The following is an 18,274-nucleotide window of genomic DNA, read 5'->3' on the forward strand; positions in this document are numbered from 1 at the left end:
TAGAGGTGGAAGAATGAACCGTCAATCCACTAAAAAAGCATTGCTCATACCTTTTATACTAATGGTACTTACAGCCATTGCATTAGTCATCGTATGGTTTATTTTCAACCAAATTGTCGCTGGCATTGGTGCAGCAATCCTCGTCGTGATGATTATCATTAGTGGCGTGTTATTGAGACAAGCTTTTCTTAAAATGGATAATTATGTGGATGATTTAAGTGGTCACATCTCGGCAAGTAGCAATAAAGCAATCAAACATTTGCCGATTGGGATGATTGTGTTAGATGAAGATAACCACATTGAATGGATGAACCAATTCATGACAGAACACGTTGAAACTAATGTGATTTCTGAAAATGTAAACGAAGTCTTTCCTAACATATTGAAACAATTAGAAAAAGTACAAGAAGTAGAAATTGAACATAACAATTATCATTACCATGTGCGATATTCAGAGAATGAACATTGTTTATATTTCTTTGATATCACAGAAAGTGTACATACCAACGAGTTGTATGAAGATTCAAAGCCAATTATCGCAACGTTGTTCTTAGACAATTATGACGAGATTACGCAGAATATGAACGATACACAACGTTCAGAAATCAACTCAATGGTTACACGTGTCATTAGCAGATGGGCACAAGAATACAATATTTATTTCAAACGTTATAATTCTGATCAATTCGTTGCATATCTTAACCAAAAGATATTAGCAGAACTTGAAGATTCAAACTTTGAAATTTTAAGTCAGTTGAGAGAGAAAAGTGTCGGTTACCGTGCACAACTCACTTTAAGTATCGGTGTCGGTGAAGGTACAGAGAACCTTATCGACCTAGGGGATTTATCACAATCTGGTTTAGACTTAGCACTCGGTCGAGGAGGTGACCAAGTTGCCATTAAAAATATGAATGGTAACGTTCGCTTCTACGGTGGTAAGACTGACCCTATGGAGAAACGTACGCGTGTACGTGCCCGAGTAATTTCTCACGCACTTAAAGACATCTTAACTGAAGGCGACAAGGTAATTATTATGGGACATAAACGCCCTGATTTAGATGCAATTGGTGCAGCAATTGGTGTCTCACGTTTTGCATTAATGAATAATTTAGAAGCCTTTGTCGTTCTCAATGATTCAGATATTGATCCGACTTTACGTCGTGTCATGGACGAAATTGATAAGAAACCAGAATTAAAAGAACGCTTTGTCACTTCAGATGAAGCTTGGGATATGATGACGTCTAAGACGACAGTCGTTGTCGTGGATACGCACAAGCCTGAAATGGTCTTAGATGAAAATGTCTTAAATAAAGCAAACCGTAAAGTCATTATTGACCACCATAGACGTGGCGAAAGCTTTATTTCAAACCCATTATTGGTATATATGGAACCATATGCAAGTTCAACTGCAGAGCTTGTTACTGAATTATTAGAATATCAACCAACTGAACAAAGATTGACACGTTTAGAATCAACAGTCATGTATGCAGGTATTATAGTAGATACTAGAAACTTCACATTAAGAACAGGTTCAAGAACATTTGATGCTGCAAGTTATTTACGTGCGCATGGTGCAGATACAATCTTAACGCAACACTTCTTAAAAGATGATGTAGATACTTATATTAATCGTTCAGAACTTATTAGAACGGTTCAATTACAAGATCATGGCGTAGCAATTGCTCATGGTTCAAATGATAAAATCTACCATCCTGTTACGGTTGCACAAGCAGCCGACGAGTTGTTAAGTTTAGAAGGTATCGAGGCATCTTATGTTGTGGCTAAACGTGAAGATAACCTTATTGGTATCTCTGCACGTTCACTAGGTTCTATCAACGTTCAATTAACGATGGAAGCATTAGGTGGTGGTGGACACCTTACAAACGCTGCCACTCAAATTAAAGGTGTCACTATAGAAGAGGCTATAGAACAATTACAGCAAGCAATTACAGAACAAATGAGTAGGAGTGAAGATGCATGAAAGTAATTTTCAAACAAGATGTTAAAGGTAAAGGTAAAAAAGGCGAAGTAAAAGACGTACCAGTAGGTTACGCAAACAACTTCTTACTTAAAAACAACTATGCTGTAGAAGCAACTCCTGGTAACTTAAAACAATTAGAACAACAAAATAAACGTGCTGAAGCAGACAGACAACAAGAAATTGATGATGCGAAAGCACTTAAAGAAAAATTAGAAAACATCGAAGTTGAAGTATCAGCTAAAACAGGTGAAGGCGGTAAATTGTTTGGTTCAATCAGTACTAAACAAATTGCCGAAGCATTAAATAAACAACATGATATTAAAATTGATAAACGTAAAATGGACTTACCACATGGTATCCATGCGTTAGGTTATACAAATGTGCCAGTAAAATTAGATAAAGAAGTAGAAGGTACAATTAGAGTACACACAGTAGAACAGTAATTCCAAAAATAACAAAGATGGATTGAAATAAGAGGTGTAAAACAAACAATGGATGGAATGTATGAGCAAAATCAAATGCCGCATAGCAATGAAGCTGAACAATCTGTCTTAGGTGCCATTATTATAGATCCAGAATTGATTAATACAACTCAGGAAGTCCTCCTTCCTGAGTCGTTTTATAGAGGCGCCCATCAACATATCTTCCGTGCAATGATGCATCTTAATGAAGATAACAAAGAAATCGACGTTGTCACACTTATGGATCAACTATCTAGTGATGGAAGCTTAAGTGAAGCGGGTGGCCCTCAATATCTCGCAGAGCTATCGACTAACGTTCCAACAACGCGAAACGTTCAATATTATACAGATATCGTCTTTAAACACGCGTTAAAACGTAAGTTAATTCAAACGGCAGATAGTATTGCAAATGATGGCTATAATGATGAATTAGAACTAGATACAATCCTAAGTGATGCCGAAAGACGTATCCTTGAACTTTCTTCTACAAGAGAAAGTGACGGGTTTAAAGATATTAGAGATGTCTTAGGACAAGTGTATGAGACTGCCGAAGAACTCGACCAAAATAGTGGTCAAACGCCTGGTATTCCAACAGGTTATCGAGATCTCGACCAAATGACTGCTGGGTTTAACCGTAATGATTTAATCATCTTAGCGGCTCGTCCTTCCGTGGGTAAGACTGCCTTCGCTCTTAATATTGCCCAAAAAGTTGCGACACATGAAGATATGTTTACAATAGGCATATTCTCGCTTGAGATGGGTGCAGACCAGTTAGCAACGCGTATGATTTGTAGTTCAGGTAACGTAGATTCAAACCGCTTAAGAACTGGTACGATGACAGAAGAAGACTGGAGTCGTTTTACGATTGCAGTTGGTAAATTATCAAAAACTAAGATTTTTATCGATGATACACCAGGTATTCGTATTAATGACTTACGATCTAAATGTCGCCGTCTTAAACAAGAACACGGCTTAGATATGATAGTGATTGACTATCTACAATTAATTCAAGGTAGCGGTTCTCGATTCTCAGACAACCGTCAACAAGAAGTATCAGAAATCTCACGTACACTTAAAGCCATTGCCCGTGAACTAGAATGCCCAGTTATCGCACTGAGTCAGCTTTCACGTGGTGTTGAACAACGTCAGGATAAACGTCCAATGATGAGTGATATTCGTGAATCTGGGTCTATCGAGCAAGACGCTGATATCGTTGCTTTCTTATACCGTGATGATTACTACAATCGTGGCGAGGATGAAGATGATGACGATGATACAGGCTTTGAGCCACAAACGAATGATGATAACGGTGAAATTGAAATCATAATTGCTAAACAACGTAACGGCCCAACAGGAACTGTGAAACTTCATTTCATGAAACAATATAATAAATTTACAGACATTGATTATGCTCATGCAGAAATGACATAAAATTTATTTTCCGTACAATAAACTTATTTTTTAGCTTTATTGTACGGTTTTTATTTTGTTTTCATTCTTTGCAATCACTTGAAGTATGTATATCATTTTCCGGAAAATGAACTCAAAAGCACTGATAACACAACGATGAAACTGTATAAAAAGCAAAAACAAGATGAATCAATTGCAAAAAACCTAAACAAATTTAATGTTCGATTTTTATTTGCAATCTCATAGGCATATTGGTAGAATATCTAATGGTTAAACGAGAAAAACTTGGAGGTGCTCTTATGTCATCAATCGTAGTAGTTGGGACACAATGGGGAGACGAAGGTAAAGGTAAAATCACAGATTTCTTAGCAGAACAAGCAGATGTTATCGCTAGATTCTCAGGTGGTAATAATGCAGGACACACAATTCAATTTGGTGGAAAAACATACAAATTACATTTGGTACCATCAGGTATCTTTTATAAAGATAAATTAGCAGTTATCGGTAACGGTGTAGTTGTAGATCCAGTAGCATTATTGAAAGAATTAGACGGTTTAAATGAACGTGGTATTTCAACTAACAACTTACGTATCTCTAACCGTGCACAAGTCATCTTACCTTATCACCTAGCTCAAGACGAATATGAAGAACGTCGTCGAGGAGATAATAAAATCGGTACAACTAAAAAAGGTATCGGCCCAGCATACGTAGATAAAGCACAACGTATTGGTATTCGAGTAGCAGACTTATTAGAGAAAGAAACATTCGAACGTCGTCTTAAAGAAAACATTGAATATAAAAATGCTTATTTCAAAGGAATGTTCAACGAAACATGCCCTACGTTTGATGAAATCTTTGACGAGTACTATGCAGCAGGTCAACGCTTAAAAGAATATGTCACTGACACAGCTAAAATCTTGGATGATGCTAATGTTGCAGACGGCAAAGTATTATTCGAAGGTGCCCAAGGTGTCATGTTAGACATCGACCATGGTACTTACCCATTCGTTACGTCAAGTAACCCAGTTGCTGGTAATGTCACAGTAGGTACAGGTGTAGGTCCTACATCAGTTTCTAAAGTCATCGGTGTATGTAAATCATATACGTCACGTGTAGGTGATGGTCCATTCCCTACAGAATTATTCGATGAAGATGGTCATCACATTAGAGAAGTAGGTCGTGAATATGGTACAACAACAGGACGTCCACGCCGTGTAGGTTGGTTTGACTCAGTGGTACTACGTCATTCACGTCGCGTAAGTGGTATCACAGATCTTTCAATCAACTCTATCGACGTTTTAACAGGTTTAGATACAGTTAAAATTTGTACAGCATATGAGTTAGATGGCGAAGAAATCACTGAATACCCAGCTAACTTAGATCAATTAAGACGCTGTAAACCAATCTTCGAAGAACTTCCAGGTTGGACAGAAGATATCACAGGCTGCCGCAGTTTAGAAGAACTCCCTGAAAATGCACGCAAATACCTAGAGCGTATTTCAGAATTATGTGGCGTACACATTTCAATCTTCTCTGTAGGCCCAGACCGTGAACAAACAAACCTATTAGAACAATTATGGTAAAACAAAGTATAAAAGAAAGCTGAGATCATAAATGATATCCTAGCTTCAAAAAGACCGACTCGTTTCATTACAACGAGTCGGTCTTACTTTATTTATATAGAAGAAAGTAGTTGAATACGTAATATATAATTCCGTTTTAAACGGTGCCATCAACACTTTTATAGCAATATTTCTCATTTATTAACCCTTAAAAAATATTGTTAAATTTATGTAAAAAATAGCTTGTCACGAAAAGATGAGCTATGCTATAATCTATTTTGTGCTTAAGAACGGCTCCTTGGTCAAGCGGTTAAGACACCGCCCTTTCACGGCGGTAACACGGGTTCGAGTCCCGTAGGAGTCACCATGATAGGTCCCGTAGTGTAGCGGTTAACACGCCTGCCTGTCACGCAGGAGATCGCGGGTTCGATTCCCGTCGGGACCGTATTGCCTACCCAATAGGGTAGGCATTTTTTTATACCTACATATCCGTTTTATTCCTGTTACAATCCATCCACTCATATAATATCCTCGCCCACACATAACGCTCACTTTACAATATCCATGACGTTGCAATAAAAACTTAACATTTACGCTATTTGTTTACATTTTCAAAAGGGAGAATCGCATAAGCATACGTCTTACACCAAATATTTATATTACAAAATAATGAAAATACTGATATATAGATAATTTGAGCTATTTGCAACTGTTCAACATATTTTGTAATACAGTATTTCAATGGTAAAATTATAAATAATATTATTCTATAATTTTTAATACAAAAATAGAATTACCCGTTCATAAATGGTAAATTATATATTAGGTAACTATGCGCTATATATATTACATACATCACCTTTCACAAGGTATAATAGAGAAAAATATAGCCTTCACATAATTAAACGAACGGAAGAATTACACTTTGAGAAAAGAGGTTAAAATATATGGCTAGAAAAGTTGTTGTTGTCGACGATGAAAAACCAATTGCTGATATTTTAGAATTTAATTTGAAGAAAGAGGGATACGAAGTATTCTGCGCTTACGATGGTAACGATGCAGTAGATTTAATCTATGAAGAAGAACCAGATATCGTACTCTTAGACATCATGTTACCAGGCAGAGATGGCATGGAAGTATGTCGCGAAGTACGTAAAAAATTCGAAATGCCAATCATCATGTTAACAGCGAAAGACTCAGAAATTGATAAAGTATTAGGACTTGAACTTGGTGCAGACGACTATGTAACAAAACCTTTCAGCACGCGTGAACTTATCGCACGTGTGAAAGCAAACTTACGTCGCCATTATTCACAACCAGCTCAAGAAGTGAGTGGCGCTACAAATGAAATAACAATCAAAGATATCGTCATCTACCCAGACGCTTACTCAATTAAAAAATGTGGTGAAGATATCGAATTAACACATCGTGAATTTGAATTATTCCACTACCTTTCTAAACATATGGGTCAAGTAATGACACGTGAACATTTATTACAAACAGTGTGGGGTTATGATTATTTCGGTGACGTACGTACAGTTGACGTAACGATTCGTCGTTTACGCGAAAAAATTGAAGACGATCCATCGCACCCAGAATACATTGTGACACGTAGAGGCGTTGGATACTTCCTCCAACAACATGATTAGAGGCAACATCCTATGAAGTGGCTTAAACAATTACAATCCCTTCACACTAAACTCGTTATTGTTTATGTATTACTGATTATTATTGGTATGCAAATCATCGGTTTGTATTTTACTAATAGTTTAGAAAAAGAATTACTCGATAATTTTAAAAAGAACATAACGCAATATGCGAAGCAGTTAGATGTTAATATAGAAAAAGTTTATAACGATAATGACAAAGGTACGGTAAACGCTCAAAAGGATATCCAAAACCTTTTGAGTGAATATGCCAACCGTCAAGAAATCGGAGAAATTCGCTTCGTTGATAAAGATCAAATCATTATGGCTACGACAAAGCAGTCTAACCGTAGTCTAATTAATCAAAAAGCGAATGACGGTTCCGTCCAAAAGGCACTTTCTCTCGGTGAAACCAACAACCACATGGTCCTTAAAGACTATGGTAGTGGTAAAGAACGTGTCTGGGTTTATAACATACCAGTTAAAGTCGACAAACAAACTATCGGTGATATTTACATAGAATCGAAAATCAACGACGTATATAACCAACTCAATAACATTAACCAAATCTTTATCGTCGGTACAGCTATATCATTATTCATCACAGTAATCCTCGGTTTCTTTATCGCCCGAACGATTACCAAACCAATTACCGATATGCGTAACCAGACTGTTGAGATGTCTAAAGGTAACTATACTCAACGCGTGAAGATTTATGGTAACGACGAAATCGGTGAGCTCGCACTTGCTTTCAACAACCTATCTAAACGTGTGCAAGAGGCGCAGGCCAACACCGAAAGTGAGAAACGCCGTCTAGATTCAGTTATCACACATATGAGTGATGGTATCCTCGCGACAGACCGCCGTGGACGCGTGCGTATTGCGAACGATATGGCGCTTAAGATGCTCGGTCTCGCGAAAGAAGACGTCATCGGCTACTACATGCTCGGTCTTCTTAACCTTGAAAATGAATTCTCACTAGACGAAATCCAAGAAAACAATGATTCCTTCCTATTAGATATTAACGAAGAAGAGGGCATTATTGCGCGTGTCAACTTTAGTACCATCGTGCAAGAAACAGGATTCGTCACAGGTTACATTGCCGTGTTACATGATGTAACTGAACAACAACAAGTTGAACGTGAACGTCGCGAATTCGTAGCAAACGTTTCACACGAACTACGTACGCCACTCACATCAATGAACAGCTATATCGAAGCACTCGAAGAAGGCGCTTGGCAAGATGAAAGCCTTGCACCACAATTCTTATCCGTTACACGTGAAGAAACAGAACGTATGATACGACTCGTTAACGACTTACTCCAATTATCGAAAATGGATAACGAGTCAGACCAAATTACTAAAGAAATCGTTGACTTCAACATGTACATTAATAAAATTATTAATCGACATGAAATGGCAGCGAAAGATACAACATTCGTAAGAGAAATCCCACAACAAACAATATTCACAGAAATCGATCCAGACAAAATGACACAAGTATTCGACAATGTTATCACTAACGCAATGAAATATTCACGTGGTGATAAACGAGTTGAGTTTCATGTGAAACAAAATGCACTTTACAATAGAATGACCATTCGTATAAAAGATAATGGTATTGGAATTCCAATCAATAAAGTAGATAAAATATTCGATAGATTCTACCGTGTTGATAAAGCACGTACACGTAAGATGGGTGGTACAGGACTCGGTCTCGCAATTTCCAAAGAAATTGTTGAAGCGCACAATGGACGCATCTGGGCAAACAGCGTAGAAGGTCAAGGTACGTCTATCTTCATCACACTTCCTTGTGAAATCATTGAAGACGGTGATTGGGATGAATAGTAAAGAACATATTAAATCAATTATCCTAGGTCTTCTCGTACTCATCAGTATCGTTTTGACATACTTGGTCTGGAACTATACACCAGACCTCAATAATGTTACTAACTCAGATAGCAGTAAAAAGAACGAGCTGAAACCACTAAGTAAACCTATGACAGCAAGCATGGAAGGCACGGTTACACCATTTCAGATCATTCATTCAAAGGATGATAAACCACAAGGAACGGCCTCAACAGGTGATGCACTTGATAGCATTACGAAGCCATTGAAGAACCAAGAAGTTAAATCTGTGTCACATATGCGCAGAGATCATAACCTTGTTATACCAGAACTAAGTAATGACTTTACCGTACTAGATTTCACATACGACTTACCTTTAACGACATACTTAAGTCAGGTATTGAACATCGATGCGAACGTACCCAACCATTTTAACTTCAATCGATTACTTATAGACCAAGACAATGATAATCACGTGGTGCTTTATGCGATAAGTAAAGACCGCCACGAAGTTGTGAAATTAAAAACATCAGCACAAGGTAAAAATATAGATAGCGCCTTAGACAGTATTAAGTCAGATATGCAACCATATACTGAAATCATCACTAATAAAGACACTATCGATAAAGCAACACACGTCTTCGCGCCAAGTAAACCTAAAGACTTAAAATCATATCGTATGGTCTTCTCAACAATGAACGTCGAACGAATGAATTCCATTCTCTTCGAAGATTCAACTATCGTACGAAGCTCTCAAAGTGGTGCGACAACATATAACAACAACACAGGCGTCGCGAACTATGACGATAACAGTGAAATGTATCATTATAAAAACCTATCTGAAGACGCGAAAAGCTCAAGCAATATGGAAGAAACCATTCCAGGAACATTTGAATTTATCAACGGCCATGGTGGATTCCTTAACGAGGATTATCGTCTATTCAGTACAGATAATAAGACAGGTAAACTGACTTACCAACGCTTCTTGAATGGTTACCCAACATTCAACAACCAGAATTTAAATGAAATTCAAGTCATATGGGGTAAAAAAGGCGTCTTCGATTACCAACGCTCATTACTTAAGAGCAGCGTTCAACTGAACAGTGAAGAACCTAAGACCTTACCTACAGCCGAATCCGTTCGTTCAGCACTTGCCAATAATAATAATATTGACTTTGAAAAGGTAACCAACATTGCAGTCGGCTATGATATGGATGACAAACCAGATAAAGATGATATAGAAGTTCAACGCAACAGTGAATTCACGCCACAATGGTACGTAGAATACGATGGCAATTGGTACGCCTATAAAGATGGGAGGCTTGAATAAATGAATTGGAAACGCACAAAGACGCTATTCATTTTCGTATTTATTCTCGTCAACATCTTACTCGTCATGATATACATCGATAAAGTCAATAAAGCACAGATTAATGACGCAGAAAGTGGGAACAACGTTAATTTTCAACAAGAAGAAATTAAAGTCCCTACAGACGTGCTTAATAAGAAGGTTAAAGATACGAAACTCGCACAAATCACAGCACGCTCTAAAGACTTCTCGAGCTACGCTAAAGAACATTCAAGCTTAGATACATCAGACAAAGACAAGACATTAGAAGGCGATATAGACAAAACTGTGAAAGTAAGCGATAAGAACCTAAAAGACATTAAAGATTTTATTGCAGATAGTATTTATAACGGTAAACAATATCAATTGAGTGATCTAAGTTCAGATAAAATCACTTACGAACAAACCTTTGAAGGTTACCCAATTATGAATAACAGTAAAGCACGTTTAACCTTTAATTTAAATGATGGAAAAGCAACAAGCTACAAACAAACAGCAATGAACAATATCCATATCGCAGAAGGTTCAAATAGTACAAAGAAACAAGTCATTAGCCCACGAAAAGCCGTCGAAGCACTGTACTTCAACAGATATCTAAAACGAAACGACCAAGTCATCGACGCACGCCTAGGCTATTACTCAGTCGTTAAAGAAACCAACGTACAATTACTACAACCCAACTGGGAAATTAAAGTCAAACACCACGGTAAAGACAACATAGAAACCTATTACGTCGAAGCCACCACCAAAAACCCAAAAGTTATAAATTAAGGTGCTGAGAAAAGCGCTTAGGTCGCGAGCAATAACTAGCATCAAGCGAAAATTGTTCCTCAAATTTTAGCGCGATGCGTATTATTGTCGAACGACCTGCTTTTCGAAGCCCGTCAATTAAGGTGCGAAAGTGAGCGTTTAGGTTTTGAGCAGAACCGAAAAGCGAGCAAAACTGTTCTTTAGTTTTGACGAGACTTTGAGAGTTTCTGCCGAAAAACCTGCTCACTGAAGCCCGTCTATCATTCCTGCAACACTCAGTATAATAACGTTCATCATAAACGACCACTCACCTCTGTAGAGTGGTCGTTTCTTTATGCTATGACGAAGCGGTCAGAAAATGATATTTCGCGACATTAATTATTCACAAACTGACAATTGGCACACACCTTCTAAAATTGGTATAGTATAATATAAAGGAATTTTAGAGAACGTTTCGTTTCGAGAATTCATATTTAGAATCAACACACCTCGAAACCTCATATATAACTCACATTAACGTGCAAAAAATTAAATAAGACTCAAGAACTACTAGAACCAAATGCACGTCTCACCCGCATCACACAAACAATTCTCAAACAAATACAGATTGTACATATTAGAAAGGATGAAGCCGCTTGATACGTATGAGTGTATTAGCAAGTGGTAGTACAGGTAACGCCACTTACGTAGAAAGTGAGAAAGGTAGCCTACTAGTAGACGTAGGTCTAACCGGCAAGAAAATGGAAGAGTTATTTAGCCAAATTGATCGAAATATCAAGGATCTAAACGGCATTCTAGTCACACATGAACATATCGACCACATCAAAGGACTTGGAGTTCTCGCACGTAAATATAACCTTCCAATTTATGCAAATGAGAATACATGGAAAGCCATTGATAAGAAAGATAGCCGAATCCCAATGGATCAGAAATTCATCTTCAATCCATATGAAACGAAATCTATCGCAGGATTCGATATCGAGTCATTCAACGTCTCACATGACGCGATTGACCCACAATTCTATATTTTCAACAATAACTATAAGAAATTCACGATACTGACGGACACAGGCTATGTGTCAGACCGTATGAAAGGCATGATTCGTGGTAGCGATGCATTCATGTTCGAGAGTAATCACGATGTTGATATGTTACGCATGTGTCGTTATCCTTGGAAGACAAAGCAACGTATCCTCAGTGATATGGGACACGTGTCCAATGAAGATGCTGGTCTCGCTATGACAGATGTCATCACAGGTAACACGAAGCGCATTTACTTGTCTCACTTATCTCAAGATAACAACATGAAAGACCTTGCTCGTATGAGTGTAGGCCAAGTTTTAAATGAACACGATATTGATACAGAGAAAGAAGTACTTCTCTGCGATACGGATAAAGCTCAAGCAACACCAATTTATACTTTATAATTGAATAACAGTAAGACACCCGACCTACTTAAGTATTTTTCTTAAGTAGGTTCTTTTTTTGAAAATATTCTGTAGAAAAGTAATGAAAAATAGAAAAAATAATACGTAAGTTAGTCTAAAAAGTAGGTTATATATGCTATAAATGTAATTATTGAGCTTAGACACCCTCAAAGTTATCCACTAAAATGTCCATAGTTATCCAGTATTGTGTACAATACACACATAAATACCCACATTATACACAGAGTTATCCACAAAATAACAGGTTATTACACAGAAAATGTGTATAAATCTCAAAAATAATTAAGAAAGTATGAATATTATTGTTATAATGAGAGGGAATAGTGTGCACAAGTGAATAACTTGTGGATAAGTTGGATAAATCATACATATTTACATGGAGGATAAAATGAAAATTACAATCCTGTCAGTAGGAAAACTAAAAGAAAAATATTGGAAACAAGCCATAGCAGAATATGAGAAACGACTAGGACCTTATACCAAAGTTGAAATTATAGAAGTTCCAGATGAGAAAGCCCCAGAAAATATGAGCGACAAAGAAATAGAACAAGTTAAAGAAAAAGAAGGACAACGACTACTCGCTAAAATCAAACCACAATCCACAGTCATTACATTAGAAATTCAAGGAAAAATGTTGTCTTCAGAAGGATTAGCTAAAGAATTACAAACACGCATGACACAAGGCCAAAGCGACTTTGTATTCGTCATAGGAGGATCAAACGGCCTACACCAAGACGTCTTAAAACGCAGCAACTACGCACTCTCTTTCAGTAAGATGACCTTCCCACACCAAATGATGCGCGTCGTCTTAATCGAACAAATCTACCGAGTCTTCAAAATCATGCGCGGCGAAGCATATCATAAATAATGTGTTTTTTGATATGCATCTCCCTATAAGTGATTTTACAAAAAATCCCTTCAAAGTTTGAATCTTTTTCAGTGTCTACTTTGAAGGGAGGATATAATTAAATATAAATTCGCATAACATGCTTATTATTTAATTATATTAATAACTTATTTAAGTTGATTCATCCTAAATTATGTGGCCACATTTCTATTCTTTTCTGAATGTTATTAAGTAAACTAAAATATTTAGGGTATGCTTCTACTTCAAGGGATTTATTGATATAGTAATATGCTTCCTTTAATATTTCAAGATTCGGTGTGTCTAGGCCGGCAACTGCGTATAACACTCCAACTAAAGCAATTCTAAAACTAACTTCTGCAGTTGGATATACTTGATAAAAATTTTTAGCAGTATAGTAAATTTTTCTGTATATTTGACGAGCTATATTTATATCATTATTTTTTGTTTCAATATTGTAACCTACCACTGTCAAATCATTTAAAATATTTACCATTTCATTATAAAGCATTTGAAAGTGTTTATTGAGATATAATATAATATCTAGCGCTTGAAGTAAATTATTACCTGCCTCATAATACATATCATTTTCACAAAAATGATCGCCAATATAACTGCATACCTTTGCTTTTTGCATTAAAAATTCCATATATTTAAACTTCGATAAAGTATTAGTCGTATTTTCATAAAAGTATTCTAAATATTCTTCTGCAGCCTCAATATATTTAATAGCCTCAAATGCTTTTCCTTCTTTTAATGAGATTTGGCTTTTTAAAAATAATGCATAGCCGGGATTAACTAAATCAGACATATATTTAATATTCAGCAGTTTTTTAGTAATATCAAAATAAATATAAAGATACTTGTTATCAATAATACCTCTATCTTTTAAAAGATTATATAATTGTAATGCATTTTTGGCTGCAGATATACCATAACTAATTATAACGCTTTCATATTCAGGGCGATTATAACTATTATCAAATTTTTGTAAGACGATTTGAAGACTTTTATCCAACCAATAAAAAGCTTTGTCTAAATTTTTTTGAAGTATTATTCCTTCTAAATATAAATTTCCCAATCTATACATAGCAGGATAATATCGTCGTTTCGCAGAGCTAAATAATAATTCTAATCCTTTAGAATTATTTTTATTTAGTTTTTGGTTATCTAAATAGTCAATTGCTAATACTCCCATTTCTTCTGCTGTTAGTTCATTTACGAATATTGTTGTTAAATTAGATATATCTCGTATACGTTGTTCTAATTCTTTAGAATTTTCATTAAGGTTAATAATTTCCTCTAACCCTCTATAAATTTCATTAATGTATGGCATTTTAACATCGTTAAAAGTAACTGGTATTATTTTCTTCCCATATTCAACAGCTTTAGGATATTCAATAGTTTCGATATAATTATTTTTTTCTAAGCAATTCTCAGTAATTAAAAACAGTACAAAATCACAATTTTTTATACTTTCATCAATAATCTCATTATATTTTCCCCTGGAATTAAGTATTCATCATACCAAATTTCTAAGGAGTCAAAATAATTTAAGTTTGAGATAAAATCTAATAATTTTATAAGCTGAATTTTATCTTTTTTTCTATAACTAATAAATACCTTCCCTTTGTATGGATTTTTTGTTTCAATTAATCTTATATAAACATTGAAATTTTTATCAAAAAATTCTTTTAATTGTTGATTATAAGTGGAATTATTTTTATCTATAAAATGATAATGCCCTACATAAGAATTAAAATCATTTTGTAAATTACTTTTAATTAAAATTGGTAGTACTATAAGTTTGTTTTCTTTTGCTATTTTAAAATCTATATTTAAACCTACATTAGTAGTAGAATTCATTAAAAATTTATTAGTTACTACTAATACTATAATATCCATTTGCTTAATATATGCCTTTCTCTCATCGATATTAATATCAGTTAAAGGATCTACATCAATATAACAACCACATTCAAAATTTGTTAAAATATCGTAAATAATCTGCTTAGCATACTTTAAATCTTCATGATGATGTGCTATATACAGGCGTTTTTTTTCGCCAATAATTTCTTTAGGTGTTTCTAATCTCTTCAAATTCATAAAATCAGCCCTTTAAATTATATTTTTACACTTTCATCAATTAACCTCTGGATTTTCTTAGAATATATACCATCTTTTTTCTTTTGTTCTAATGGCATTAGTTCATAATCAATTAACAAATTGTGTTTTTTTCTTTTATCATCTCTTTTAACACCATATGACCAATTATTATAATAATGAAATCTGCACCATCTTATATGCTCTAATTTTAAATAGTTTTCTTCATTCATGTTCGGATATAATTTTTCTAGTTTTTTTACAATCCAATAATGATCAGCCCTAGCAATACTAGAGCCTTTTTTAAATCCATTTAATTTATCCCAAGATTTTTGCATATCAATTTCATAATTTTGTTTTAAATCAGCTCCTTGATTTCTAAGAAAGTAATCATAATTAAATAACTTCCCTAAATAATAACCACGTTCATCTATTACATATTCTTTAGTTAAATATTTATCCATTCGCCCAAAAGTCACGATATTATCTCCATCAAATATATCTTTCAATTCTAGATTATTCTCACTAAAACAATGAACATTTAATTCTTTATTTTGATTAATTAAAAGCTGTAGATTATCGATTAATTTACTCTCATCAGCAATTATTACTCTATCCATTTGAGTTAAGAGCTTAATATTTTTGTTTATTGAATTACTATATATATAAATAGAATCCTCATTTTGAAATTTTAAATTTTCATAAAAATACATATCATTCTCATTAATATCCCATATATGATATTCAATTCTTTGATTTAAATTATATATATTATTTAAGTAACCATATTTGAACAATATTTGACCTATATTATCAAAACCAATTATAGCTATTTTAACTATATCTTTTTCAATATGAGAAAATAAATTATATTCTTTCCAATAATCCCTTGCTATATTTTCATAAGGATTAAAGAAATAAACATTTTGCTCATCTAATGATTTTAAAAGGTAAAAGTCTATTTGAGTTAGCATAATAAATACTTTGGAATCTTTAAAATTTATTTCATTATAATTAAATAAATTTATATTTTCTAAATCGTTTGAATACATTATTATGTGATAATTTGTTTTATCTATTTTTTTGTTTTTTTTAGAATTTAGATATCCATGTTTTACATTATTAGCTAGTGTTATTCCTTTTTCATTATCACTATATATAGCAGTAGAGTCTCTGAAGAATCGCTTATAAAAATGATTTAACGACTTAGATAAACTCTCTATAAAAGTTAAAACAATACTAGTTATAATAAGAACTGCTAACAATTTAGCTATCAGTGTAAAAACATTATCAATATCAGAAACAGGATTGACAAAATATAAAGCTGCAGAAGCATATATAGCATTCCAAAAAGTTAAATGTCCGATAATTCCATAACCAATAAATCCTAAAACGAACGGAAGCCATATTATTTTCGTTATTATCTTTTCTAAACTTATTTTCCCTTCTTAATATTAATTAAAATTACATTCTCAATTGCTTATATATAATAGTAAGCATAGTTATAAAATGTTTAATTTAGCTTACTATACGAAATAAATCTTTATTAAAGTACGCATTCGTAAATATTTATTTGACTTACTGGAAATTTAAATTTTGATGAATATTGATACTTTTAAATTGAAAAAAGTTATTATTTTGTAAATTGACTATATATTTTCTTATCATCCACCTAACAACTATAAATAATAAGAAAAATACTAACCACATTATATAAATTTATACCCCAAAATATTCATTATAAAATTACACCAATTTAACTTTATTAGCATTATACTAATATCACTTTTTAAAAATCAAAATAATACTATTTATTAGAAACTTAATATATTTATAAATAAATCTTTATTTTTTCTTCAAACTTTATCATCTAATTATATATTCATTATAATTAATTTTAAGAAATTAGGCGTACATACTATTAAATTGTTTATTATATATAAAGTAATATAAATTTAAGAGGCATTATTAATGGCAACTATAGGTTTTGAAGAAAAATTATGGTAGGCTACTGATAAATTAAGAGGAAGTACGGATGTTGATGAGTATAAAAATGTAGCCTTAGGTTTAATGTTTTTAAATATTTATTAGATTCATTTGAGGAAAAGTATGAAGAATTGAAACAAGATTCTTATGCTAATGAAGAAGATAAAGATTAAATATTTAGCAGAACCATTTTTGAGTTTCGAAAGGATTAAGATGGCAATATATTAATGATAATGCGAAAAACCAAAAATTGGGTAAATTATTGATAAAGCAATGATTGCAATTGAAAATTAATCACTCAAAGGCGTATTACTTAAAAAATATGTACGTCCTACTCTAATATCCGCATCTCTAACAGCATTTTTTGGAACTTCATACCACTTTAATAAGGGTTTAGATCTTCTACTAACGGACTATAAGCTTTATTTAAAGAATTAATCGCTCTTTTGCCAGCCACTTTATAATCCCTACCGCTTTGCTATTATTATTAATTACTACTTTAATAGAAGTTTTAATAATTTTTGTAGTACCTATTTGATTTTGTGCTTCAAGATTTTTAGGTAAGTTTTGATTTCTTTTAATTTTTTAGACGTATTCGTTTAACCACTGAACTATTGGACTCATACAATGATTCCAGTAGTTCTTTTTAATTTCTAAGTCTAAATTCGTTTTATAAGAACCATTGATACATATTCTATCTTCTTCATATGCGCGTTCATATTTCACCGTATTATTTGTTTGCGCCAATTTTTTTCTTTTATTTCTGTTGAGAACCATTACAAATATATATTGCCGAGCACTATTACATATTAAAAGTAGAGAATATTATAATAATTTGAAATGTTAAGCAATTGTAAACTTTATAT

Annotated in this window: 14 protein-coding genes, 2 tRNA genes and 1 pseudogene; 13 read left to right on the top strand and 4 right to left on the bottom strand. The window is 33.7% G+C overall.

All coding sequences use genetic code 11. The features are described 5' to 3' along the window. Window positions 1-13: 13 nt before the first annotated feature. The 12 genes from V6C74_RS00205 (at window position 14) to rlmH (ending at window position 13,322) form a co-directional block, all read left to right on the top strand. Window positions 14-1,981, top strand: coding sequence for a DHH family phosphoesterase (locus V6C74_RS00205; protein WP_002454357.1), 1,968 nt, complete (start codon window positions 14-16; stop codon window positions 1,979-1,981). Continuing rightward, window positions 1,978-2,424, top strand: a complete 447-nt coding sequence (rplI, locus tag V6C74_RS00210; RefSeq protein WP_002434521.1) for a 50S ribosomal protein L9 — start codon at window positions 1,978-1,980, stop codon at window positions 2,422-2,424. The genes V6C74_RS00205 and rplI overlap by 4 nt, the downstream gene beginning before the upstream one ends. 48 nt (window positions 2,425-2,472) lie before the next feature. Further along, on the top strand, window positions 2,473-3,873 hold the full coding sequence (gene dnaB, locus V6C74_RS00215; protein ID WP_002454356.1) for a replicative DNA helicase: 1,401 nt from the start codon (window positions 2,473-2,475) through the stop codon (window positions 3,871-3,873). 278 nt (window positions 3,874-4,151) lie between these two features. Beyond that, window positions 4,152-5,435, top strand: a complete 1,284-nt coding sequence (locus V6C74_RS00220) for an adenylosuccinate synthase (protein WP_016898453.1) — start codon at window positions 4,152-4,154, stop codon at window positions 5,433-5,435. Window positions 5,436-5,706: 271 nt separating this feature from the next. Beyond that, window positions 5,707-5,781, top strand: a tRNA-Glu gene (locus tag V6C74_RS00225). A gap of 5 nt (window positions 5,782-5,786) precedes the next feature. Then, window positions 5,787-5,859: transfer RNA gene (locus tag V6C74_RS00230), tRNA-Asp, on the top strand. A 502-nt stretch (window positions 5,860-6,361) separates the two neighbouring features. Further along, window positions 6,362-7,063, top strand: coding sequence for a response regulator YycF (yycF, locus tag V6C74_RS00235; protein WP_016898454.1), 702 nt, complete (start codon window positions 6,362-6,364; stop codon window positions 7,061-7,063). 12 nt (window positions 7,064-7,075) lie between these two features. Next, window positions 7,076-8,908 carry a cell wall metabolism sensor histidine kinase WalK gene (gene walK / locus V6C74_RS00240; protein WP_002434451.1) on the top strand — a complete coding sequence of 611 codons (1,833 nt, stop codon included), beginning with the start codon at window positions 7,076-7,078 and terminating at the stop codon, window positions 8,906-8,908. Continuing rightward, window positions 8,901-10,238, top strand: a complete 1,338-nt coding sequence (yycH, locus tag V6C74_RS00245; protein ID WP_103175462.1) for a two-component system activity regulator YycH — start codon at window positions 8,901-8,903, stop codon at window positions 10,236-10,238. Before walK ends, yycH begins: the two co-directional genes overlap by 8 nt. Continuing rightward, window positions 10,239-11,027, top strand: coding sequence for a two-component system regulatory protein YycI (locus V6C74_RS00250; RefSeq protein WP_016898456.1), 789 nt, complete (start codon window positions 10,239-10,241; stop codon window positions 11,025-11,027). It begins immediately after the preceding gene. Window positions 11,028-11,650: 623 nt separating this feature from the next. Then, entirely contained in the window at window positions 11,651-12,433 is a 783-nt protein-coding gene (locus V6C74_RS00255; protein ID WP_029625739.1) for an MBL fold metallo-hydrolase, read from the top strand. A 409-nt stretch (window positions 12,434-12,842) separates the two neighbouring features. After that, a complete protein-coding gene (gene rlmH, locus V6C74_RS00260; RefSeq protein WP_016898458.1) occupies window positions 12,843-13,322 on the top strand; it encodes a 23S rRNA (pseudouridine(1915)-N(3))-methyltransferase RlmH in 480 nt (159 codons plus the stop codon). 160 nt (window positions 13,323-13,482) lie between these two features. Here the strand turns inward: rlmH and V6C74_RS00265 are convergent, their stop codons facing one another. From V6C74_RS00265 to V6C74_RS00275, 3 genes are all read right to left on the bottom strand, one after another. Further along, on the bottom strand, window positions 13,483-14,655 hold the full coding sequence (locus tag V6C74_RS00265) for an SEL1-like repeat protein (protein ID WP_016898459.1): 1,173 nt from the start codon (window positions 14,653-14,655) through the stop codon (window positions 13,483-13,485). 134 nt (window positions 14,656-14,789) lie between these two features. Next, window positions 14,790-15,425 carry a hypothetical protein gene (locus V6C74_RS00270; protein ID WP_016898460.1) on the bottom strand — a complete coding sequence of 212 codons (636 nt, stop codon included), beginning with the start codon at window positions 15,423-15,425 and terminating at the stop codon, window positions 14,790-14,792. Window positions 15,426-15,442: 17 nt separating this feature from the next. Next, window positions 15,443-16,687: a RyR domain-containing protein gene (locus tag V6C74_RS00275; protein WP_016898461.1), complete on the bottom strand. Its 1,245-nt coding sequence runs from the start codon at window positions 16,685-16,687 to the stop codon at window positions 15,443-15,445. Window positions 16,688-17,393: 706 nt separating this feature from the next. Here V6C74_RS00275 and V6C74_RS00280 point away from each other — a divergent pair. Next, window positions 17,394-17,699: pseudogene (locus V6C74_RS00280) on the top strand (type I restriction-modification system subunit M N-terminal domain-containing protein); the annotation flags it as partial. A 294-nt stretch (window positions 17,700-17,993) separates the two neighbouring features. Here V6C74_RS00280 and V6C74_RS00285 read toward each other — a convergent pair. Continuing rightward, window positions 17,994-18,155: a hypothetical protein gene (locus V6C74_RS00285; protein WP_157769419.1), complete on the bottom strand. Its 162-nt coding sequence runs from the start codon at window positions 18,153-18,155 to the stop codon at window positions 17,994-17,996. Between the last annotated feature and the right edge of the window lie 119 nt (window positions 18,156-18,274).

The sequence above is a fragment of the Staphylococcus capitis subsp. capitis genome, assembly GCF_040739495.1.
Taxonomy (GTDB): domain Bacteria; phylum Bacillota; class Bacilli; order Staphylococcales; family Staphylococcaceae; genus Staphylococcus; species Staphylococcus capitis.